The sequence below is a fragment of the Streptomyces sp. bgisy159 genome (genome assembly GCF_057707805.1).
In genome coordinates this window covers 1-22,187 of sequence record NZ_JBYIQX010000066.1, presented here as the reverse complement: position 1 = coordinate 22,187, position 22,187 = coordinate 1, and the positions used below count along the sequence as shown (strand labels likewise).

The window sequence follows — 22,187 nt, the reverse complement described above, 5'->3', positions numbered from 1 at the left end:
GCCCAGGAGGCGGTGGCCCATGAGTTCTCCTCCGGACAGCCCCGTGGTGGAGGCGGCCGGCTGCGTCCTGTGGCGCCGTTCCCCGGCCGACGGTTCCCTGCTGTTGTGCCTCGTGCACCGTCCGAAGTACGACGACTGGTCGCACCCCAAGGGCAAGCTCAAGCCGGACGAGGACGCGCTGCGCGGCGCCCTGCGCGAGGTGGCTGAGGAGACCGGTCACACCGCCGCGCCCGGCGCCGAGCTGCCCACGCAGCACTACCTGGCGAACGGCCGGCCCAAGCGGGTGCGCTACTGGGCGGCCGAGGCCACGGGGGGCGAATTCCGGCCGAACACCGAGGTGGACCGCGTCCTGTGGCTGCCGCCCGCCGCGGCGAAGGCCCGGCTGACCCAGGCGAGGGACCGCGACCTGGTCGACGCCCTGCCGGCGACCCTGCGTCCGGCCCGGTGACGGACGGCCACCGCAGCCTCTCCGTGTCCTCGGCGTGAGCGTTCCGTGACCTAACCGCACCGACCTCAGGGGTTCACCCGCCGTTCATTTACGCCCGTAGGTGGCTTCACCTGTTCTGCCTAATTTCGGCCTTACCCGGTGCGGACCGCGACCTGCGGGACGTGTCGGTACAACGCAGACCCTCATGACGCAGACCCTCGCACGCCGCCGAATTCAGGACGGCGGCTCCCGGAAGGATCTCAAGTGAAGCTTCAGCGCAAGAACCGGCGGGCTCTCGCTCTCGGCGCGATCGCCGTCTCCGGCGCCCTGGCCCTCACGGCGTGCGGCTCCGACGACACCGGCTCCAGCGGCAGCGGCTCCGACTCGACCGCGACCGCCGCGGCCGGCAACGTCGACTGCAAGGACGCCAAGGGCCAGCTCCAGGCGTCCGGCTCGTCCGCGCAGAAGAACGCCATCGACGCCTGGGTCAAGGCCTACACGGCCGCCTGCAAGGACGTCCAGATCAACTACAACCCGACCGGTTCGGGCGCCGGCATCACCGCCTTCCTGCAGGGTCAGACCGCGTTCGCCGGCTCCGACTCCGCGCTGAAGCCGGAAGAGGTCGAGGAGTCCAAGAAGGTCTGCTCCGGCGGTCAGGCCATCGACCTGCCGATGGTCGGCGGTCCGGTCGCCATCGGCTTCAACGTTCCCGGCGTCGACAAGCTCGTCCTGGACGCCGCCACCGTGGCGAAGATCTTCGACAGCCAGATCACCAACTGGAACGACGAGGCCATCGCCAAGCTCAACCCCGGCGCCAAGCTTCCCGACCTGAAGATCCAGGCGTTCCACCGCTCGGACGAGTCCGGCACCACCGACAACTTCACCAAGTACCTGGCCGCCGCCGCGCCGAACGACTGGAAGTACGAGCCCGGCAAGGCGTGGAAGGCCAAGGGCGGCCAGGCCGCGCAGGGCTCCTCCGGCCTGGCGCAGCAGGTGAAGCAGACCTCCGGCGCGATCTCCTACTTCGAGCTGTCCTACGCCAAGGACGGCATGAAGACGGTCGCCCTGAACACCGGCGCCGGCGCCCCGGTCGAGGCCACCCTGGAGAACGCGACCAAGGCCATCGCCGCCGCCAAGACCGTCGGCACCGGCTCCGACCTCGCCCTGAAGCTGGACTACGCCACCAAGGCCGAGGGTGCCTACCCGATCACCCTGGTGACGTACGAGATCGTCTGCGACAAGGGCAACAAGTCCGACTCCCTGGCCACCACGAAGTCGTTCCTGAACTTCATGGCCTCCAAGGACGGCCAGGCCCTGCTGACCGGCGTCGACTACGCGCCGATGCCCGAGGAGATCATCACCAAGGTCCGGTCGAACATCTCGGCCCTGAGCTGACCCCAGTGTGCGGTCCGGCCCCCCGGGGCCGGACCGCACCGTCCGGTGCACCGCCGCCAGGAGCCCGACGCGAAGGCTCCGCCCCGAGCCGCCCCGCACGACGGCTCCGCAGACCGGAGAACCCGATGGACACCACCACACAGAACACCACAGCTCCCCCAGCTCCCGGGCCCGTCCCGGCCGAGCAGAAGCGCGCCGCGCACGGTGCCACCCGCCCCGGAGACCGGATCTTCCTCGGTCTGTCCCGCGGGTCCGGCATCCTGGTCCTGGTGATCATGGCCGCCATCGCGGCCTTCCTCACCTACCGGGCCGTCCTCGCCATCAACAAGGACGAGGCCAACTTCTTCACCACCTTCGAGTGGAACCCCAGCGCCAACCCGCCGGCCTTCGGCATCGCCGTGCTGGCCTTCGGCACCGTCGTGTCGTCGGTCATCGCCATGGCCATCGCCGTCCCGATCGCCGTCGGCATCGCGCTGTTCATCACCCACTACGCGCCGCGCCGCCTCTCCGGCCCCATCGCGTACGTGATCGACCTGCTGGCCGCGGTGCCGTCCATCGTCTACGGCCTGTGGGGCGCCCTCGTCCTCGTTCCGCACATGGACGGCCTGTACGGCTGGCTGGACGAGTACCTCGGCTGGACCGGGATCTTCGAGTGGAACGGCGGCGCCCCGCGCTCCCTGCTCACCGTCGGCATCCTCCTCGCGATCATGATCCTGCCGATCATCACGAACGTGAGCCGCGAGGTCTTCCGCCAGGTCCCGCGGATGCACGAGGAGGCGGCGCTGGCGCTCGGCGCCACCCGCTGGGAGGTCATCCGCATGTCGGTGCTGCCCTTCGGCCGCTCCGGCGTGATCTCCGCCTCCATGCTCGGCCTCGGCCGCGCCCTCGGTGAGACGATGGCCGTGGCCATGGTGCTCTCGCCGACCTTCGACATCAACGCCAGCCTGCTGGACCCGGGCGGCGGCACCTTCGCCCAGAACATCGCCAGCAAGTTCAACGAGGCCACCGAGATCGGCCGGGACGCCCTGATCGCCTCCGGCCTGGTGCTCTTCGTCATCACCCTGCTGGTCAACGGCGCGGCCCGGCTGATCATCGCCCGCCGCAAGGAGTACTCGGGGGCCAACGCATGAGCCACGCATCCGTCTCCGCCAAGCGCCGCAGCACCCTGCGCGGTGCCCACCTGCCGGCCTGGTTCCCGTGGGCGGTCGCCGCCGGCTCGGTCGCCGCCGGCCTGGGCATCAGCGCCGCGGCCGGCCTGGACAGCAACGTCCAGTGGGGTCTGATCGCCGCGCTGCTGTTCGTCCTCGGCACCTTCGGCATCGCCGCCCGGGTCGAGGGCCGGCGCCAGGCCAAGGACCGCGTCGCGACCAGCATGGTGTGGGTGGCGTTCATCCTGGCCGTGATACCGCTCGCCTCCCTCATCTGGGAGACCGTCAAGCGCGGTGCGAAGGTCTTCGACGTCTTCTTCCTCACCCACTCGATGGGCGTGGTCTCCGACACCGAGCCCGGCGGCGGCATCTACCACGCCATCCTCGGCACCCTGGAGCAGGTCGGCCTCGCCGCGCTGATCTCCGTGCCGGTCGGCGTGCTCACCGCGATCTACCTGGTCGAGTACGGCCGGGGCCGGCTCGCCCAGGCCGTCACCTTCTTCGTCGACGTGATGACGGGCATCCCGTCGATCGTCGCGGGTCTGTTCGTCCTCAGTCTCTGGATCCTGATGCTCGACATGGGGCCGTCCGGTTTCGCCGGCTCGCTGGCCCTGTGCATCCTGATGATTCCGGTCGTCGTCCGTTCCACCGAGGAGATGCTCAAGCTCGTCCCGAACGAGCTGCGCGAGGCCTCGCTGGCGCTGGGCGTCCCGAAGTGGCGCACCATTCTCAAGGTGGTCCTGCCGACCTCCATCGGCGGTATCACCACCGGCGTGATGCTGGCCGTCGCGCGCATCACCGGCGAGACGGCCCCCGTCCTGCTGCTGGTGTGGGGCACGAACTTCATCAACGCCAACCCCTTCGAGGACCCACAGGCGTCGCTGCCGATGTACATCTACCTGCAGTACGCCAACAGCGGCGGCTCCGGTGCGGCGTACGACCGCGCCTGGGCGGCGGCCCTGGCCCTCATCGGCTTCATCATGATCCTCAACCTGGTGGCCCGCGGCATCGCCCGCTGGAAGGCCCCCAAGACCGGTCGCTGACGCGGCCATCCAGCGACCGACTGATCCGGAAGTGAAGTAGCAATCATGGCCAAGCGAATCGATGTCAGCGGACTGACCGCGTACTACGGCTCCCACAAGGCGATCGAAGACATCTCGATGACCGTCGAGCCGCGCTCGGTGACGGCGTTCATCGGCCCGTCCGGCTGCGGCAAGTCGACCTTCCTGCGCACCCTGAACCGTATGCACGAGGTGACGCCGGGCGGCCGTGTCGAGGGCAAGGTCCTCCTCGACGACGAGGACCTGTACGGCGCCGGCATCGACCCGGTGTCCGTGCGCCGCGAGGTCGGCATGGTGTTCCAGCGCCCGAACCCCTTCCCCACCATGTCGATCTTCGACAACGTGGCGGCCGGGCTGCGCCTGAACGGCAACTACAAGAAGAGCGAGCTCGCGGAGGTCGTCGAGAGGTCCCTCAAGGGCGCGAACCTCTGGAACGAGGTCAAGGACCGCCTGAACAAGCCGGGCTCCGGTCTGTCGGGCGGCCAGCAGCAGCGCCTGTGCATCGCGCGGGCCATCGCGGTCGAGCCCAAGGTGCTGCTCATGGACGAGCCCTGCTCGGCCCTGGACCCCATCTCCACCCTCGCCATCGAGGACCTGATCGGCGAGCTGAAGGAACGCTTCACGATCGTCATCGTGACGCACAACATGCAGCAGGCCGCCCGTGTCTCGGACCGCACGGCCTTCTTCAACCTGGCCGCCGTCGGCCAGCCCGGCCGCCTCATCGAGATCGACGACACGGAGCGCATCTTCTCCAACCCGTCGGTCCAGGCCACCGAGGACTACATCTCCGGCCGCTTCGGCTGAGCCGGCCCTGACTCCTCGCGGTGCTGCATGGCGGTGCCACCGCGAGGCCGAGAAGGCCCGCCCCCTGGCTCCCGGGGGGCGGGCCTCATCGTTTGCCTGCCGGCACCTGCGCACCGCCCACCGAAAGCGGGCGACGGGCGGCCGGGCACCAAGGGAGGGCCCGGCACTACAGGATGGTCAGGTCGATCAGTCCGAAGGCCGCCGCCGCGACCAGCGCCGCGGCCGGCATGGTGATGAACCACCCGAGCACGATGTTCTTGGCGACACCCCACCGCACCGCGTTGATCCGCTTGGTCGCGCCCACGCCCATGATCGCCGAGGTGATCACGTGGGTCGTGGAGATCGGCGCCTTGAACAGGAACGCCGTGGTGAACATGATCGACGCCCCGGTCGCCTCGGCCGCGAACCCCTGCGGCGGGTCCAGCTCGATGATCTTCCGTCCCAGCGTGCGCATGATCCGCCACCCGCCGGCGTAGGTACCCAGCGAGAGCATCACGGCGGAGGCGACCTTGACCCACACCGGAATGGGATCGCCGTAGTCCTCGACATCGGCGATGACCAGGGCCATCACCACGATGCCCATCGTCTTCTGGGCGTCCTGCAGACCGTGCCCCAACGCCATCGCGGCGGCCGAGACGGTCTGCGCGATCCGGAAGCCCCGCTTCGCCTTGTGCGGGTTCGCCCGCCGGAAGAGCCACAGGATGCCCGTCATCACCAGATAGCCGACCAGCAGACCCACGATCGGCGACACGAACATCGGCAGGACGATCTTCTCGAAGACCCCGCTCCAGTAGACGCTGGTGCCACCCGCCAGCGCCGCCCCCACCATGCCCCCGAACAGGGCGTGCGAGGACGACGAGGGCAGGCCGAAGTACCAGGTGATCAGGTTCCAGGTGATGGCGCCGACGAGGGCGGCGAAGAGGATCCCCATCCCCTTCGACCCCTCGGGCGTCTGGATGATCCCCTCACTGACGGTCTTGGCGACCCCGGAACCGAGGAAGGCACCGCCAAGGTTCATCACGGCCGCCATCAGCAGCGCCGCCCGCGGTGTCAGCGCCCGGGTGGACACCGAGGTGGCGATGGCGTTCGCCGAGTCGTGGAAGCCGTTGGTGTACGTGAAGAAGAGCGCGACCAGGATGGTCACGACCAGTGCGAAGGTGTCCATGGCCGGGCCTCAGGACTCCTTGACGGCGATGGTCTCCACCGTGTTCGCCACATGCTCGAAGGCGTCGGCCGCCTCCTCCAGCACATCCACGATCTGCTTGAGCTTGAGCACCTCGATCGCGTCGTACTTGCCGTTGAACAGATGCGCGAGCAGCTTGCGGTGGATCTGGTCCGCCTGGTTCTCCAGCCGGTTGACCTCGATCCAGTACTCGGTCAGGTTCGACATCGTCCGCAGGTTGGGCATCGCCTCGGCCGTCAGCTCGGCGGCCCGCGCCAGCACCTCGATCTGCTGCTCCACACCGCGTGGCAGTTCCTCGACGTTGTAGAGGACGACCAGGTCGACGGCCTCCTCCATGAAGTCCATGATGTCGTCGAGGGAGGAGGCGAGGGAGTAGATGTCCTCGCGGTCGAAGGGCGTGATGAAGGAGGAGTTCAGCTGGTGGAAGATCGCGTGCGTGGCGTCGTCACCCGCGTGCTCCGCCGCCCGCATGCGCTCCGCGATCTCAGCCCGGGCGGAAGCGTCCGCCCCGAGCAGTTCCATCAGGAGTTTCGAGCCCGTGACGATGTTGTCCGCGGAGGCGGCGAACATGTCGTAGAAGCTCGTCTCCCTGGGGGTCAGACGAAAGCGCACTTGGGGTCCTCGGGGTGCATCGGTTTCGGTCAGGCTGATGCTAGGCGCATCATCCGGCCACGGCTAAGGGGCCGTCCCCCAGTGTCGCCCATCGGGCACAGTGGTCAGCACGGGGGCGGACCAAGAGGTCCATACCCAGCAAAGTCGGCTACCATATACCCACCAGGGGTATATGCCCGTCACTTCAGGAGGACGCGATGACGACGACCGAGGCCGGCGCGACCACGGCGCCCTCCGACGCGACCGCACCCGCCGAGGTGGTCACCGACCACGACCGGGGCGTGCACGGCTACCACCAGCAGAAGGCCGAACACCTCAAGCGCCTGCGCCGCATCGAGGGCCAGATCCGCGGCCTGCAGCGCATGGTCGACGAGGACGTCTACTGCATCGACATACTCACCCAGGTCTCCGCCTCCACCAAGGCCCTGCAGTCCTTCGCCCTGCAACTCATGGAGGAGCACCTCCGGCACTGCGTCGCCGACGCGGCCCTCAAGGGCGGCGACGAGATCGACGCGAAGGTGGAGGAGGCCACGAAGGCGATCGGCCGCCTCCTGCGTACCTGAGCACCGGTCAGCCGGCCCCGGTCCCCGAGGAGCCCTCGCGCTCCTCGGCCACCCGCAGCACCGCGTCGATGCTCTCCAGGCTGAGCCGGTCCTCCGCCGCCGAGGCCGCGATGATCAGCTCCCCGCACAGCTCGATCTCGGCGAGGGCCACGTGGTCCTGAACTGCCGTACCGCCGACCGGAGCCACGCGCATCACCTCGTCTCTGCCGTCACCGGCTTCCTAGAGTAGGGAGCGGCGCACACACCGCGCATGGCACGGAAGGGCTAGTTCTCGGCGATCCGCCCCGCGTAGATGTCACCGGCCGGCGGCAGCCGTACGTCGACCGGCGCGCCGAAGTCGTACAGCAGGGTCGTCGAGGCGACCGCGACCACGCCCTCCCGCCGCCCGTTGACGAAGCTGAACCGGTGCCGGACCTTGCGGATCCGCCCGGCGTCGTCGAGGTACACGTCGAACGGCACCCGCGCCGTGGCGAACCCTTTCGCCGCCGCCGCCAGCGCCTCCCGGTGGCCGGCGGTGGCGCCGCGCGCGGCCTCCCCCAGATCGGCGGTCCCGCGGTAGTGCCGCACCGCCGTCCCCGCCAGCTCGGTCCGGCCCAGGTACGTCGCCGTCCGCGTCCCGCGCAGCACCTCCGCGGCGGCCAGCGGATCGGTCGCCCCGCCGGTGACCAGGTTCCCGTCGGACAGCGTCGCCGTACGCACCCGCACCCACTTGTCGGCCGGCACGCCCGCGCCCCGGTTCTTCATGAACAGCGCTCCGGGCGTGAGGAGTTCGGTGATCGGCCGGTGCTCACTGGTCCCCGCCGGGTCCTGCGGCAGCACGACCTTCAGCCGCCCCATCCGCCTGCGGTAGTCGTACACCCCCTCGCCCCGGATGGTCACCCGGGTGCCGCCGGTCGCCATCTCCATCGACGTGGTGGCCTTCGAACTGCCGGCGTCGCGCAGGGTGTCGGCGGCCCGGTGCAGGACCTGCACGGGATCGGCCGGCCGTCCCTCGTCCGCCGCGGCCCCACCGCCCCCGCAACCGGTCGCGCCCGCGCACGCGCCGGCCACCAGTCCCGCGACGACCGCCGCGCCCTTGAGCCCGTGCTGCCGCTCCGCCATCGCCACAACCCCCAGCCGGTATGTCCGTTCTCGGGCCCGCTGTCGACCGGTTAACGACGGGTAGGTGCCCCCGTCACGCATGGCCGAAGTCGTACCCCCGGACACACATCCGCCGCCCCGCCCGTGGGTAACGTTCTCCAAGTGACGCACGCCGACGGCCACACCGCTCCCCAGACGGACGGAGAGCATCTGACCAGCACCGTCGAACAGGGCCGCTTCTGCTTCGCCCGCTGCACCTGCGGCTGGCGCGGCCCGGCCCGCAGAGCCAGGAGCCTGGCCCGCACGGACGCACGGACGCACACCGCGGCAGGCCGGAACCCATGACCCGCCGGACCCGTCTCGCTGCGTGAAGCCGACGGACGGCGCGAGGACGGACACCATGGAACGGCGCAAGTTCATCGCGGGCGGAACGGCCGCCCTCGCGGCCACCGCGACGGCGGCCTGCCGCGGCACCACCGACGGGACCGGCCCCACCGCTCCCGCCACCACCCCGCCCCCGGCCACCGGCACCGCCGACTGGGCCGCCCTCGCCGGCGACCTGGACGGGCAGCTGATCCGCCCCGGCGACGCCGCCTGGCCGACCGCCCACCAGCTCTACAACACCCGCTTCGACACCCTGAAGCCGGCCGCGGTCGCCTACGTGGCGCACACCGACGACATCCGCACCGCCCTGTCTTACGCCCGCGCCCACGCCACCAAGGTCGCCATCCGCAACGGCGGCCACTCGTACGCCGGCTGGTCCTCGGGCGACGGCCGGCTGATCCTCGACGTGTCACGGCTGAGCCGGGTCCGGGTCAGCGGCGACCAGGCGGTCGTCGGGGCCGGCGCGAAACTCATCGACGTCTACCGCGCCCTGGCCGCCAAGGGCGTCACCGTCCCGGCGGGCTCCTGCCCGACCGTCGGCGTGTCCGGTCTGGCCCTCGGCGGCGGACACGGCGTCGTCTCCCGGGCGTACGGCCTGACCTGTGACAGCCTCACCCAGGCGACCCTCGTCACGGCCGACGGCCGCGAGCTGGTCGCCGACGCCACCCACAACGAGGACCTCTTCTGGGCGCTGCGCGGGGCGGGCAACGGCACCTTCGGCGTCGTCACCGAGCTGCGGCTGCGCACCCACCCGGCGCCCCAGGCGGTCACCGGCCGACTCACCTGGCCCTGGTCCAGCGCGGCGGCGGTGGTCCGCGCCTGGCAGGAGTGGGGCCCCGGCCAGCCGGACGAGATCTGGTCCGCGCTGCACCTTGAACGGGCGCCCGGCGGTGCTCCCACCGTCTCGGTGTCGGCGTTCTGCATCGGCACCCACGGGCAGCTGCAGAACGCCGTGGACCGCCTCGCCGACCGGGTGGGGGCCCCGGCGTCGACGGTCTCCCTGCACCGCCACTCCTACAAGCAGGCCATGGACATCTACGCCGGCTGTTCCTCCTTCGCGACGGACGCCCAGTGCCATCTGCCCGGCACCACACCCGGCCGCTCCCCGCAGGGCGCCCTGCGCCGGGAGACCTACGCCGCCCGCTCCGACTTCTTCGACCGCTCCCTGTCCGCGGCCGGCATCCATGCCCTGCTGACCCAGGTCGAGCACGTGCGCGGCGGCCCCGGCAGCATCGCCCTCACCGCGCTCGGCGGCGCCGTCAACCGGGTCTCCCCCACCGCCACGGCCTTCGTCCACCGCCGCTCCCGGATGCTCGCCCAGTACATCGCCTCCTGGCCGGCCGGCGCGTCCGGCACGGCCTCCCGGTCCTGGCTGACCGAGGCCCACGCGGCGATGCGGCCCCACGCGTCGGGGGCGGCGTACCAGAACTACACGGACCCCACCCTGCGCGACTGGCGGAAGGCGTACTACGGCGACGCGGCTCCCCGCCTGACCCAGCTGAAGCGCCAGTACGACCCCGACCGCTTCTTCACCTACCCGCAGGCGCTCTGAGCGCCGCACTCCGCATCGCCGAGCCCCGCACCGCTGGGCCACCGCTGGGCCACCTGTTCCGGCCGGCCCGCGAGTGCCGCCGCGCCGTCGCGCCTCGCCGCGCCGAGCCGTCGCCCCTCGCCGAGCCGCCGGACTCCGTCAGGCCGCGAGGTCCCGCTCGGCCGTCGACTCCGTGCGCGTGCCGGACGCCACCGCCCGCCCCTCATCGGCCTCCCGGGCGGCCCGGCTGCGGACCACCCACCCGGCCCGCCGGGACCGGTCCACGGCCCGCAGCAGCGGTGTCAGCAGCGCGGCGGCCAGCGGCGACAGCAGCAGCGCCACAGCCGTGCCCAGCGCGAACCCGCCCACGACGTCCGTCGGGTAGTGCACTCCCATGTACACCCGGCAGAACCCCTCGACCAGCGCGAGCCCGATGCCCACCAGCCCGAACCTCCGGTTGGCGACGAACAGCGCGACCCCCATGGCCATGGTCAGGGTCGCGTGGTCGCTCACGAACGAGAAGTCGTCCTTCCCGGAGACGAGCACCTCCAGCCCCTGATGGTCCCGGAAGGGCCGCGGCCGCTCGACGAACCCCCGGATGGGCACGTTGACGAGCACCGCGACGGCGGCCGAGAGCGGTACCCACACCAGCGCGGCGACGGACGAAGCCGCCTCCTCGGCCCCGCCGACCCGCTTGCGCGTCCCCCACCAACACCACACCACCAGCAGCACCATGGCGAGCAACAGCCCGTACTCACCCACGAACTCGACGATCCGGTCGAACCAGTGCGGCGCGTCCTTCGCCAGACCGTTGATGTCGTAGAGCAGGTCGACGTCGGGGTTCGACCCGGATTCGGCGAGTCCAGCCATGGTGCCAAGGCCCCTTCGTCACGTAGTGCCCGGCGCACTGACACGTGTTCAGGCGTGCGCCGCATCTGCCACCCCCGTGGTCGATGTACGTCAACAGGAACGCACGGCCCCGGTCAATACGTTCCACCCTCCACTGAATGATCACGCAGACGTTATCGAAGAGAGACACGTCCTCGCAGCTCAGGGCCGGGCTTCACACTCGGTTCACACCCTCGTGGGGAGCGCTTTCGCGCCATCCTCCGTCACCCGTGTGGCCCCGAAGTAGTCGGGCGTGTCGATCGGGTCGAACCGGATCACCGCGCCCGTCCGCGGCGCGTCGATCATGTACCCACCGCCGACGTAGATGCCGACGTGCCGAATGGCCCGGGAGTTGGTCAGATCGTCGGAGAAGAACACCAGGTCACCGGGGAGCAACTGATCCCGCGTCGGATGCGGCCCCGCGTTGTACTGATCGTTGGCCACCCGCGGCAGCGTGATCCCCACACTCTCGTAGGCCGCCTTGGTCAGCCCCGAACAGTCGAACCGCCCCCCGTCCTCGGGCGTCCCGTCCCCACCCCACAGATACAGCGTCCCCAACTTCTTCTGAGCGAAGGCGATGGCCCCGGCGGCCTGCTCCGAAGGGCTGAGGCGGCCGACCGGCGCGGCGAAGGACTCCTGCAGGGCCGTGATGATCCGTACGTAGTTCTGGGTCTCCTTGTACGGCGGCACCCCGCCGTACCTGATGACCGCGTCGGCACCCGCGTTGTACGACGCGAGCATGTTCTTGGTCGGGTCCCCTGGCACGCTCCTGACATAGGAGGCGAGTTCGCAGTCGTACGATGCGGCCGACGGGATCGCGTCATGCGGGTCCCACACGTCGCGGTCGCCGTCCCCGTCGCCGTCGATCCCGTGCGTCGCCCAGGTCCCCGGGATGAACTGCGCGATCCCCTCCGCCTTGGCCGGGCTCTTGGCGTTCGGGTTGAACCCGCTCTCCTGGTACAACTGGGCGGCCAGCAGCGCGGGGTTGATGGCGGGGCAGAGATTGCCCCACCTCTGCACGAGCGCCTCGTACGCGGCCGGCACCGCCCCTCTGGCCAGCCCGACGCTACGGCCCGCCGCGCTGTTGACGAGGCTCCCCGCGACGACGTACACACCGACCACGAGCAGCATCACGAAGCTGACGCCCGCCGCGGTGGCGGCACCAGCCACGACCCATGCCTTACGCACCGTCAACCGCCCCTCGTCAGCCAGCAGTCCGCTCGCGCCAGTTTATGAGCTTCCCACCCGGAACCCGGTGCAACCGATGCTCTCGTAGTCGCTCGGCCCGCCCTTGACGTGGTACAGGACCGCGGTCCAGTCCCCCGGGTCGTTCGCCACGGGAATCGCCGGGACGACGTCGCCCCCCGCGTAATGGCTCTCGAAGTCGTCGGGATAGGTCAGCTCGACGTACCCGCCGTCCTTCCAGTGCGTGTAGATGTCCACCGGCTTGCTCGAGTAGCCGATGTTCTTGCTCTCCATCATCACCTCGAAGGGCTTGCCCGTGTCGGCGTCGATCTCATGCGGCGGCTTCACCGCCACCGCGACGTAGTACGGCGTCGGGGGCTTCTCCTTGAGCTCCGCGTACTTGAACCGGAAGATGATCCTGGCTCGCTCGGCGACCGTCGGGGACTCCGGATCACCGGCGTCGTCGACGCCGTACTGGAGTTCTTCCGGGGGACTCACCGCACCGATCTGTCGGCACTGACCGATGCCGTGCGACGCGAGATCCGAATCGGTCGACAGCGTCCAGTAGTCCCGGGAGATCCGGTCGTTCAGGATGTACTCCGGCGGTTTCGAGGACACCGCACTCGCGGACGGGGACGACGGAATGGGCCCCTGGTCCTTCCCCTGGGACCCGTCGTCCCCCAGGGTCCTCAGCGCCACGGCAGTTCCCGTCCCCACCACGACCGCGACCGCCATGGCCACCACCCACGCGGTACGCCGCGGCCGACGCGCCTCGGGCACGGCTGTCGGCGCCGACGGTGCGAGGGTCGGCACATAGCCCGGCCCGGCCGTGGGTAGCTGGGCCGACGGCACAGCCCCACGCCCCGGCGGTATCAGCCCCGCCGCGACGGCGGCGTGCAGGTCCTGCGGCACGGCCTCCACGTCGCCGACGAGACGCACGTAGAACGGGTCCTCGGCAAGTCCGGAGGAAACCGCACAGCGTGCGATGACCGCGTCCAGACCGGGCCGTTCGGCCGGGTCCTTGGCCACGCACTCCCGGATGAGCCGGGCGAGCTCCGGCTCGACACCCGCCACGTCGATGTCCTCGTGCACCACCCGGTACGACACCCCGTACGTCGGTCCGTGCCCGAACGGCGGTCGGCCCGTCACGGCGTAGGACAGCGTCGCACCCAGCGCGAAGACATCAGCGGCCGGTCCGGCCTGGTCACTGATCAGGACCTCGGGCGCGGTGTAGCCGGGCGTACCCGGGGTGAACCCGGTCTGGGTGAGGGCCGTGTCCGTGACACCGCGGGCGATACCGAAGTCGATGAGCAGCGGCCCCTGCGGAGAAAGGATCACGTTCTGCGGCTTGAGGTCCCGGTGCGTCACACCATGGCCGTGCACACTGGCCAGGGCCTCGGCGAGAGCCGCGAACAGCCGCCGGGCGCTCTCGGCGGGCACCGCCCCCCGCTCCCCCACCGCCGCCGCCAAGGTCGGTCCGGCGACGTACTCCGTCGCCAGCCAGTACGGCGCCGCCTCCAGCGACGCGTCGATCAGGTTCGCCGTGTAGGCGCTGCGCACCGCCCGCGCCGTCGCCACCTCGCGCCGGAAGCGGGCCAGCGCCTCGGGATGGTCGACGATCTCGTCCCGGATCACCTTGATCGCCACGAGGCGCCCGCCGGGCGAGCGGCCGAGATACACCTGTCCCATCCCGCCGGCACCGAGCCGGGCGAGCAGCGTGTGCCCGCCTATCCGGGCCGGGTCCTGTTCCTTCAGTGCGTCCACGGTCCCATGAGAACATCGTGACGGCCCCTCACCCGACCGGCCGTCAGAAACGCGTGTGACCCTGAGAGGGGTCAACGACGGAACCACACCACAGGTTCCGCCGAGACTTCGTTGCCCGGCGTGACCTGCCGTGATACACAGAGTAACCGTACGGTGGTATTCGTACGAATCCCGCCCATCAATGACGCCAAGTCGACATACGACGGCGCCGTTGTCGGCGAGAATGAGGCGTGACCTCTGCACTCCGCAGAGGATGGCGGAACTACCCACCAGGGGCGGTGACTTACATGCTCTTTGCGGCCGACAAGGGAGACATCAACACCATCATCGGCGGGATCGCTCCGGACTGGGGCCCCTTCGGCAGCCTGGGCAACGAGGCCAAGGTGATGATCGAGGTGGTGATGGCGGTGGCCATCCTGCTCTGCCTCGGCATCGCGGTCTGGGGCGCGGCCAAGCAGCGCATCGGCGCCACCGCCCTGCGCGACACCTTCAGCGCCGAGCAGGGCAAAGGCCTGATCATCGCCGGCCTCACGGGCGTCTTCATCATCGGATCACTCGGCACACTGTTCACGATCGTGTACGGCATGGCCGTCTAGCCCGCCCTTCGCCGCGGCCACCGCGCCCCGTCCGGGACACCGCGGGTCCGCTCTCCCGTCCGCTCTCCCGTCCGTCGTCCGTCCCCGCCGGGCACGCCCGGTCCCTCCACCCCACCCGCCCGTCGGGCCCCACCGGCTGAGGTTGCGTCTCCCTGATGTCGAGTCATCACTCCGCGTCCGCGCGGGAACCAGCACGGCTACCGTCGTACTCCTACGCGTACCGGTACGGCAGCGAGGGGGCGTACACGGCATGAGCGACGAGCAGGACTACGGCGCGGACCGGGGATACGGCGCGGACCGGGGATACGTCCACGGCGGCGGCGGCCGGACCAGACTGCGGCTGCCCGACAACGACCCCTACGGCGGCGCCCGCCGCAGCGGCCGCTCCTCCTCGCGCAGCCTGGTGACGGTGGTCGGCGTCGTCGTCCTCCTCATCGCCGCGATCGCCTTCGCGAACCGTGGAGGAGACGATTCCGCAGCCTCGGCACAAGGCGGCGGCAAGCCCGCCGGGAAGGCGGAGGCCGCCTCGACCGCGGCCACCGGCACCGAGCCCGTGACGACGAAGAGCGCCGCCGGCATCCCGTCCGGCTTCGCCCGCACCCGGCAGGGCGCCCAGTCGGCCGCGGCCAACTACGCGGTGGTACTCGGCTCCACCGGCATGTTCCACCAGGGCAGCCGGCGCACCATCGTCACCACCGTCTACACCGCCGACGCCGCCACCGGGCTGCAGAGCGCCCTCGACCAGGCGTACTCGGCCGACTTCCTCGCCAAGATGGGCCTCGACGCGGACGGCAACGCCCCCAAGGGCAGTACCTTCGTCTCCCGCGTCGTACCGGTCGGCACCACGGTCCAGCAGTACACCGACACCGCCGCCAAGGTCGCCGTCTGGTACGTCGGCCTGATCGGCATGTCCGGCGAACGTTCCACCGACCCCGTCACCACGTCGTGGAAGACGTGGACGTTCGACCTGCGGTGGGCCGACGGGGACTGGAAGGTGGGCGCGAGCAAGCAGACGGACGGCCCGGCGCCGGTACCCGGGGACGACAAGGCGTCCACCTCCGACGAGATCAGCAAGGCCATCGAGGAGTACGGAGGGTTCACGTATGCCCGGTAACACCCGCCGCGTGCTCACACTCACCGGCACCCTGACGGCCGTACAGACGACGGCGGTACTGCTGGCCTCGCGCGCCTTCGCGGCCCCCTCCCCCACCCCTACCCCGAGCGGCGGGGCGTCGCCCTCACCGTCCCCCAGCAGGAGCGTCGACTGCTCCCTCCTGCCCGGCGAGGCGCAGACCTATTGCGAGCAGGACAACAACCCGTCCGGCGCCCGGCCCTCACCGAACGTCTCCGACACCGTCGACCCCCTCTCCTCCCTCGCCAAAGGCTGCGCCGACGCCGCCTCCTGGACCGTCGACAAGCTCAGCGAGGCCGTGAAGGACACCGCGAACGTCGACTTCACCAACCCCAAGTTCCTCCAGCAGTACGCCGTCGTCTTCGCGGCGTCCACCATCCTCACCCTGCTCCTGTGGCTGCTCGCGGTGGCCAAGCGCGCGGTACGAGGCGTCCCCCTCACCACCGCGCTGTCCGAGGCGATCGGCTTCCTCTGGCTGACCGTCCTCGCCTCCGCCTTCACCCCGCTGATCCTCTACACCGTCGTCTCCGCCACCGACGGCGTCTCCGACGTCCTCGCCAAGACCACCGGCGACCAGAGCGACACCTTCTTCGGCAACTTCTCCGCCGCCCTCGCCAAGGGCGAGAACATCGGCGGCGGCCCGATCATGCTGATCGTCGTCTCCCTGGTCAGCATCCTCGCCGCCGGTGTCCTCTGGCTGGAGATGGTCATCCGCGCCGCCCTGCTCTACGTCGGCGCCCTGCTCGGCACCGTCGTCTACGCCGGGCTGGTCGACAAGAACCTGTGGGGCCACGTCCGCCGCTGGGCCGGCATCATGATCGCCGTGATCCTGGTCAAGCCGGTGATCGTGATCGTCCTCGGCCTGGCCGGCGCGCTCTCCGCCGACGACGGCCCCGGCGCGTTCTCCGCCGTCGTCTCCGGCCTCGCCATCATCCTGCTGGCCATCTTCGCCAGCGCGATGATCTACCGCTTCGTCCCCGGCTTCGGCGACGAGATCGCCGGCGCCCGCAACAACCGCATCATGCAGGGCGCCGAGGGCAAGGCCGCCGCCGTGATCTCCTCCCCGGCGTCCCTGGTCGCCCAGGGCATCAAGACCCACAGCACCCGCGCCGACAACAACGCCGGCGGCCAGCAGGGCTCGAGCACCCCCCGGCCCGCCAACGCCGCCTCCGGCGGCATGGCCGCCCACAGCTCACGCCCCGCGACCGGCGGTGGCGGCGGATCTGTCCCCTCCGCCGCACCCGCGCCGCGCACCGGCAGCCCGGTCAACACACCGCACGCAAGCAACGCCCGCAACAGCAGTACCAACCGCACGGGAGGTGAAGGGCGTTGACGGCTGATTCCCACACGGCCCATGTGTCCCACTCGGTCGCGCCCCGCCGTTCATATCTGATCGGCCGCGCCCGGCCGAACGCGATCGTCGGCCGCAACCGCGAGACCGGCGAGATCGCGCTCATCGTCATCGGCGCGTTCCTCGGCATGATGTGCGGGCTCCTCGTCCCGGTCCTCTCCCTGCGCATCATGCTGCTGGCCGGCTTCCCGGTGCTCGCGCTCGCCGCGGTCTACATGCCGTACAAGCAGCGCACCTTCTACAAGTGGTTCGAGATCAACCGCAGCTACAAGCGCACCCTGCGCCGCGGCACGCTCTACCGCTCCGGCGCCATGGAGGCCGGCACCCGCCTCGACGGCCAGGAGATCGAGATCGCCCCGCCGCCCGGCATCGGCCGCATCACCTGGCTGGCCGCCCCCTTCGGCCCCGACGAGATCGCCGTGCTGCTGCACGCCGACCGCAGAACCGTCACCGCGGCCATCGAGATCGAGGGTCCCGGCGTCGGCCTGCGCGACAGCGAGGACCAGGAGGCCCTCGTCGACCGCTTCGGCACCCTGCTCAAGCACGTGGCCAACGGCGACGGCTTCGTCACCCGCCTGCAGATGCTCGCCCGCACCCTCCCCGCCGACCCCGACGCCCACGCCAAGGACATCGCCCAGCGCGGCGACGAGCGGTCCCCCGCCTGGCTGCGGCAGTCGTACGAGCAGCTCCAGTCCATGGTGTCCACCAGCAGCGAGCAGCACCGCGCCTACCTCGTCGCCTGCATGCACTACACGCGCGACCTGGCCGCCGAGGCCCACGCCGTCGCCCGCGCCGCGCACCCCCGGTCGGGCCGCAAGCTGGACCGGGACGCCGGCCTCGCCGTCGTCATGGCCCGCGAGCTGACCGACATCTGCTCCCGCCTCCAGGAGGCGGACATCCGGGTCCGCCAGCCGCTCGGCCAGGGCCGGCTCGCCTCCCTCATCCACTCCATGTACGACCCGGACCACCCCATCGACCACATCCAGGCGATGAGCCGGCGCAACGCCTGGCCGGCCGAACTGGACGCCATGGAGCCCACGTTCCTGCAGGCCAAGACCCGCGAGTCCAGCACCCGCGCCCCGTGGTGCCACGCCACCGCCTGGATCAAGGAGTGGCCGATGACCCCGGTCGGAGTGAACTTCCTGGCCCCCCTGCTCGTCCACACCCCCGACGTCATCCGCACGGTCGCCGTCACCATGGACCTCGAACCCACCGAGGTCGCCATCGAGCGCATGCTGACCGAGAAGACCAACGACGAGGCCGAGGCCAGCCGCGCCGCCAAGATGAACCGCACCGTCGACCCCCGCGACGTGGCCGCCCACTCCCGCCTCGACCAGCGCGGCGAGGACCTCGCCAGCGGCGCCGCGGGCGTCAACCTGGTCGGCTACATCACCGTCTCCTCCCGCTCCCCCGAGGCACTCGCCCGCGACAAGCGGACGATAAGGGCGTCGGCGGGCAAGTCGTATCTCAAACTGGAGTGGTGCGACCGCGAGCACCACCGCGCGTTCGTCAACACGCTCCCGTTCGCCACCGGAATCCGAAGGTAGGGGCTGATGCGCTGATGCGGGACCCGCTGTCCGTCCTCACCGACGCCTTCACCTCCTTCCTCTTCGGCAAGGTCGAGACGACCCGCCTCCCGGTCCGCACCTCCACGGGCCAGGCCCAGGCCGTCTACCTCCCGACGGCCGCCCCCGGCCTCGGCGACTCCGGCGTCATCATCGGCCGCGAGGTCTACTCCGGCAAGGGCTACATCTACGACCCGTTCCAGCTCTACGGCCAGCAGCTCCCGGCCCCGCACTGGCTGGTCCTCGGCGAGTCAGGCAACGGCAAGTCGGCGCTGGAGAAGACCTACGTCCTGCGCCAGCTCCGCTTCCGCGACCGCCAGGTCGTCGTCCTGGACGCCCAGGGCGAGGACGGCGTCGGCGAATGGAACCTCATCGCCCAGGAGCTGGGGATAACTCCCATCCGCCTGGACCCGACGGCCGCCCTCGACCACGGCATCCGCCTCAACCCCCTCGACCCGGCGATCACCACGACCGGCCAGCTCGCGCTGCTCCGCACGATCATCGAGGTCGCGATGGGCCACGGCCTCGACGAGCGGGCCGGCTTCGCCCTGAAGGTCGCCCACTCGTACGTCAACGAGACGATCACCGACCGTCAGCCGGTCCTCTCCGACATCGTCGAGCAGCTGCGGCACCCCGAGCCGGAGTCCGCCGAGGCGATGAACGTCGCCATAGACGACGTACGGGCCTGGGGCCTGGACGTGGCCCTGGTCCTGGACCGCCTCGTCGACGGTGACCTGCGCGGCATGTTCGACGGCCCGACGACCGTCGGCATCGACCTCGACGCGCCCCTCATCGTCTTCGACCTGTCCCACATCGACCGCAACTCCATCGCCATGCCCATCCTCATGGCGATCGTCGGCGTCTGGCTGGAGCACACATGGATCCGCCCCGACCGGAAGAAGCGCATCTTCCTGGTCGAGGAGGCCTGGCACATCATCAACAGCCCCTTTGTCGCCCAGCTGTTCCAGCGCCTGCTGAAGTTCGGCCGCCGCCTCGGTCTGTCCTTCGTCGCCGTCGTCCACCACCTGTCGGACGTCGTCGACGGAGCCGCCGCCAAGGAGGCCGCCGCCATCCTCAAGATGGCCTCCACCCGCACCATCTACGCCCAGAAAGCCGACGAGGCCAGGGCGACCGGCAGGGTACTGGGTCTGCCCCGCTGGGCGGTGGAGATCATCCCCACCCTCACGCCCGGCATCGGCGTCTGGGACGTCAACGGCAACGTCCAGGTCGTCAAACACCTGGTCACCGAGACCGAACGCCCTCTGGTGTTCACCGACCGCGCGATGACCGAGTCGTCCTTCGACCGCGATCACGACGACGCGCTGCACGCCGCCGAACTGGAGGCGGAGCAGCGCGCGGCGGCCTTCGTGGAACAGCACCTGGGCGACTCCGAATCGACGGTCGCTTAGGGGGCGCCAGGTGAGACCCGACGACCACCGACACCACGGCAGCGACGGTCACCGGGGCGCCCGGGGCGGCGTCCCGGACGGCCTGCTGATCGGCATACTGGCGTTCCTGCTCGGCATGACACTGCTGGTCTGGACGGCCACCGGCCTGGCCGCCCTGTTCTCGCACGGGTCCTGGCCGAGCGAGGTCACCTTCACCCGCACCCCTCTGGCCATGCGCCACCTCATCGGACAGCCCCACGACATCACCGGCGCCTGGCCGGACACCCCGGCCGGCCGGCTCTCCGGCTACGGGCTGTTCTGGGGCCTGTTCATCGGGCAGTTGATGGTCCTGCTCGTCCTGACCGTGTTCGTCATGGGAACGGTGGCGCGGTGGCGTGCGGTCCGGGCGGAACGCGGGGCGGCGGCGCAGCCGGAGTTCCCCACGCCCCCCGTCCATGTGCACGAGGTCCCGACCCCGCGGGCACCCCAGAAGCAGACGCCGGTCCCCGAGGCTCCGCCGCCCGCCCCGGCCGAGCCGCTGCCCGCGGCCGACTGGGACCGCGTCCTGCTCGCCCCCAGGGAAGCCCGGGAGCACACCGCGGCCACCGCCGTACGCGACGCCGAGGGCCCCGCCCTCGTCCTCACCTCCAACCCCGCCCTCTGGCAGGCCACCAAGGACGCCCGCGCCAAACTCGGCCCCGTCCTCCTCTACGATCCGACCCACCGCTGCGACACCCCGGCCCGCCTGCACTGGTCCCCCGCCACCCACTGCGAGGACCGGGACACCGCCGCCCGGACCGCCGCCGCCCTGCTCACCCCGACCCGCCCCACCTCACGGCTGGACCAGGCGGTCAACGACACGGCGGAGACCCTGCTGCGCTGCTACCTGCACGCCGCAGCCGTGGACGGCCGCACCGTCCGCCATGTCCACCGCTGGGCGCAGGGCACCCAGGTCCAGGAAGCGGTCCGCATCCTGCGCACCAACCCGAAAGCGTCGTCCGGTACGGCCGGCGAACTCGAAGCGGCCCTCACCGCCCACCCCGAACGCCGTGACATGGCCCAGGAGCTGACCACCCGCGCCCTGTCCGCGCTCTCCACGGTCAACGTCCGCGAGGCCTGCACACCCAACCGAACCGACACCCTCGCCTTGGATTCCTTCGTCCACGAGGGGGGAACGCTTTATGTAGTGGGCGAGTCCATCGAGGATCCCCGGACGACCCCCGGCGCGATGCCGCTGCTGACGGCTCTCGTCGCAAGCGTGGTCGAGCGCGGCCGGCGCATGGCCGAACGGTCACCCGCCGGTCGGCTCGACCCACCACTGACCCTGGTCCTCGACGACGTCGCGGCGGTCGCTCCGATCCCCCAGCTCCCGCACCTCCTGGCCACGGGGGCAGACCGGGGTCTGCCGACCCTCGCCCTGCTCCGCTCCCGCGAACAGGCCAGGACCCGCTGGCCCCACGACGAGCTGTCGATGTAGGGTCCCCGGCCGCGAGGAGCTCAGGCAGCCCGTTCCCGGGCCAGCTCCAGCTCCGCGTCCGTCTCCTCGCCTTCCACCAGCGACATGGTCACCCCGGTCGGCAGGAAGCCGAGCCTGCCGTACGCGGCCCGCGCCCGCTGGTTGTCACGGTGCACCAGCAGCCGTACCCGTTCCAGCCCCCGCTGCCAACTCCACTCCGACACGGCCTCGAACAGCGCGTCGATCACCCCGCTGCCCCGGCACTCGGGACGCACGTACACCGCCACGGCGTGTCCCTGCCGCCGCTCGACGGGCAGCCCGGCCCAGTCCGTCGCCCCGGCCTCCTCGACCAGCACGGTCACCGTGCCCACCCAGCGCCCGTCGTGCGTCTCGGCCACGAACTGCCGTACCCCGTGCACCCCTGCCGCGGCCCGCTCCACGCGCTCCTGCCAGAACGAGTCGGGCCGGCTCACCGCGTCCTGGTACGTCTCCATGAACGCGAGGTGGGCCACGGGATCGCGCAGCGCGTCCAGCCGCAACTCCCGCGCGTTCTTCCACTCGTCCGCGCGCACCGCACGGACCACACCGTTCTCCCAGCTCAAGGCGGTCATGCCGGCCACCCTAGCGTCGGGCCACCGCGCCTCTCATCCGAAATACTGACGCACTGCGCACCC

Annotated in this window: 22 protein-coding genes; 14 read left to right on the top strand and 8 right to left on the bottom strand. The window is 70.8% G+C overall.

Translation table 11 applies throughout. The annotated features are described in order from the left end of the window. Window positions 1-19 precede the first annotated feature (19 nt). The 5 genes from AC3ET3_RS34165 (at window position 20) to pstB (ending at window position 4,835) form a co-directional block, all read left to right on the top strand. Window positions 20-448: an NUDIX hydrolase gene (locus AC3ET3_RS34165; RefSeq protein WP_435613549.1), complete on the top strand. Its 429-nt coding sequence runs from the start codon at window positions 20-22 to the stop codon at window positions 446-448. Between the two features lie 243 nt (window positions 449-691). Beyond that, complete coding sequence (pstS, locus tag AC3ET3_RS34160; RefSeq protein WP_432139555.1) at window positions 692-1,822, top strand: phosphate ABC transporter substrate-binding protein PstS; 1,131 nt, start codon at window positions 692-694, stop codon at window positions 1,820-1,822. Window positions 1,823-1,947: 125 nt separating this feature from the next. Continuing rightward, window positions 1,948-2,952 (top strand): phosphate ABC transporter permease subunit PstC, encoded by a 1,005-nt coding sequence (gene pstC, locus AC3ET3_RS34155; RefSeq protein ID WP_432139554.1) that lies wholly within the window; start codon window positions 1,948-1,950, stop codon window positions 2,950-2,952. Next, window positions 2,949-4,013 carry a phosphate ABC transporter permease PstA gene (pstA, locus tag AC3ET3_RS34150; RefSeq protein WP_432139553.1) on the top strand — a complete coding sequence of 355 codons (1,065 nt, stop codon included), beginning with the start codon at window positions 2,949-2,951 and terminating at the stop codon, window positions 4,011-4,013. Before pstC ends, pstA begins: the two co-directional genes overlap by 4 nt. Window positions 4,014-4,058: 45 nt before the next feature. Beyond that, on the top strand, window positions 4,059-4,835 hold the full coding sequence (pstB, locus tag AC3ET3_RS34145) for a phosphate ABC transporter ATP-binding protein PstB (protein ID WP_432139552.1): 777 nt from the start codon (window positions 4,059-4,061) through the stop codon (window positions 4,833-4,835). A 166-nt stretch (window positions 4,836-5,001) separates the two neighbouring features. On the opposite strand, the gene AC3ET3_RS34140 is transcribed toward pstB, so the two are convergent. Continuing rightward, complete coding sequence (locus tag AC3ET3_RS34140) at window positions 5,002-6,000, bottom strand: inorganic phosphate transporter (protein ID WP_432139551.1); 999 nt, start codon at window positions 5,998-6,000, stop codon at window positions 5,002-5,004. A 9-nt stretch (window positions 6,001-6,009) separates the two neighbouring features. Beyond that, window positions 6,010-6,630, bottom strand: coding sequence for a DUF47 domain-containing protein (locus AC3ET3_RS34135; RefSeq protein WP_432139550.1), 621 nt, complete (start codon window positions 6,628-6,630; stop codon window positions 6,010-6,012). Window positions 6,631-6,827: 197 nt separating this feature from the next. Here AC3ET3_RS34135 and AC3ET3_RS34130 point away from each other — a divergent pair, with 197 nt between their 5' ends. Then, on the top strand, window positions 6,828-7,193 hold the full coding sequence (locus AC3ET3_RS34130) for a metal-sensitive transcriptional regulator (protein ID WP_435613548.1): 366 nt from the start codon (window positions 6,828-6,830) through the stop codon (window positions 7,191-7,193). Window positions 7,194-7,200: 7 nt separating this feature from the next. On the opposite strand, the gene AC3ET3_RS34125 is transcribed toward AC3ET3_RS34130, so the two are convergent. Then, window positions 7,201-7,386: a hypothetical protein gene (locus AC3ET3_RS34125; protein WP_432139548.1), complete on the bottom strand. Its 186-nt coding sequence runs from the start codon at window positions 7,384-7,386 to the stop codon at window positions 7,201-7,203. A 71-nt stretch (window positions 7,387-7,457) separates the two neighbouring features. Beyond that, on the bottom strand, window positions 7,458-8,294 hold the full coding sequence (locus tag AC3ET3_RS34120; RefSeq protein WP_432139547.1) for an SCO4651 family lipoprotein: 837 nt from the start codon (window positions 8,292-8,294) through the stop codon (window positions 7,458-7,460). Window positions 8,295-8,435: 141 nt separating this feature from the next. On the opposite strand from AC3ET3_RS34120, the gene AC3ET3_RS34115 reads away from it, so the two are divergent. Both AC3ET3_RS34115 and AC3ET3_RS34110 read left to right on the top strand, forming a co-directional pair. After that, window positions 8,436-8,618 carry a hypothetical protein gene (locus AC3ET3_RS34115; protein WP_432139546.1) on the top strand — a complete coding sequence of 61 codons (183 nt, stop codon included), beginning with the start codon at window positions 8,436-8,438 and terminating at the stop codon, window positions 8,616-8,618. A gap of 55 nt (window positions 8,619-8,673) precedes the next feature. Then, a complete protein-coding gene (locus AC3ET3_RS34110; protein ID WP_435613547.1) occupies window positions 8,674-10,209 on the top strand; it encodes an FAD-binding oxidoreductase in 1,536 nt (511 codons plus the stop codon). Between the two features lie 138 nt (window positions 10,210-10,347). Here AC3ET3_RS34110 and AC3ET3_RS34105 read toward each other — a convergent pair whose 3' ends face one another. The 3 genes from AC3ET3_RS34105 to AC3ET3_RS34095 all read right to left on the bottom strand — a co-directional run bounded on the left by AC3ET3_RS34105 (window position 10,348) and on the right by AC3ET3_RS34095 (window position 14,025). Continuing rightward, window positions 10,348-11,058 carry a phosphatase PAP2 family protein gene (locus tag AC3ET3_RS34105; protein WP_432139544.1) on the bottom strand — a complete coding sequence of 237 codons (711 nt, stop codon included), beginning with the start codon at window positions 11,056-11,058 and terminating at the stop codon, window positions 10,348-10,350. Between the two features lie 204 nt (window positions 11,059-11,262). After that, window positions 11,263-12,264, bottom strand: coding sequence for a C40 family peptidase (locus AC3ET3_RS34100; protein WP_432139543.1), 1,002 nt, complete (start codon window positions 12,262-12,264; stop codon window positions 11,263-11,265). A 42-nt stretch (window positions 12,265-12,306) separates the two neighbouring features. Then, on the bottom strand, window positions 12,307-14,025 hold the full coding sequence (locus AC3ET3_RS34095) for a serine/threonine-protein kinase (protein ID WP_435613546.1): 1,719 nt from the start codon (window positions 14,023-14,025) through the stop codon (window positions 12,307-12,309). 287 nt (window positions 14,026-14,312) lie between these two features. Between AC3ET3_RS34095 and AC3ET3_RS34090 the strand changes: the two genes are divergently transcribed. From AC3ET3_RS34090 to AC3ET3_RS34065, 6 genes are all read left to right on the top strand, one after another. Next, the gene (locus AC3ET3_RS34090; protein ID WP_014673544.1) at window positions 14,313-14,621 is read left to right on the top strand and encodes a hypothetical protein; all 309 of its coding nucleotides are present in this window, start codon (window positions 14,313-14,315) and stop codon (window positions 14,619-14,621) included. Window positions 14,622-14,871: 250 nt separating this feature from the next. Next, on the top strand, window positions 14,872-15,735 hold the full coding sequence (locus AC3ET3_RS34085) for a DUF8175 domain-containg protein (RefSeq protein WP_435613545.1): 864 nt from the start codon (window positions 14,872-14,874) through the stop codon (window positions 15,733-15,735). Further along, complete coding sequence (locus AC3ET3_RS34080; protein ID WP_435613544.1) at window positions 15,725-17,086, top strand: hypothetical protein; 1,362 nt, start codon at window positions 15,725-15,727, stop codon at window positions 17,084-17,086. The genes AC3ET3_RS34085 and AC3ET3_RS34080 overlap by 11 nt, the downstream gene beginning before the upstream one ends. Before the next feature lie 23 nt (window positions 17,087-17,109). Continuing rightward, window positions 17,110-18,651 carry an SCO6880 family protein gene (locus tag AC3ET3_RS34075; RefSeq protein ID WP_435613550.1) on the top strand — a complete coding sequence of 514 codons (1,542 nt, stop codon included), beginning with the start codon at window positions 17,110-17,112 and terminating at the stop codon, window positions 18,649-18,651. 14 nt (window positions 18,652-18,665) lie between these two features. Beyond that, the gene (locus AC3ET3_RS34070; protein ID WP_432139540.1) at window positions 18,666-20,078 is read left to right on the top strand and encodes an ATP-binding protein; all 1,413 of its coding nucleotides are present in this window, start codon (window positions 18,666-18,668) and stop codon (window positions 20,076-20,078) included. A 10-nt stretch (window positions 20,079-20,088) separates the two neighbouring features. Further along, entirely contained in the window at window positions 20,089-21,534 is a 1,446-nt protein-coding gene (locus AC3ET3_RS34065; RefSeq protein WP_435613543.1) for a type IV secretory system conjugative DNA transfer family protein, read from the top strand. A 20-nt stretch (window positions 21,535-21,554) separates the two neighbouring features. Here the strand turns inward: AC3ET3_RS34065 and AC3ET3_RS34060 are convergent, their stop codons facing one another. Next, entirely contained in the window at window positions 21,555-22,124 is a 570-nt protein-coding gene (locus AC3ET3_RS34060) for a GNAT family N-acetyltransferase (protein ID WP_432139538.1), read from the bottom strand. Window positions 22,125-22,187 lie beyond the last annotated feature (63 nt).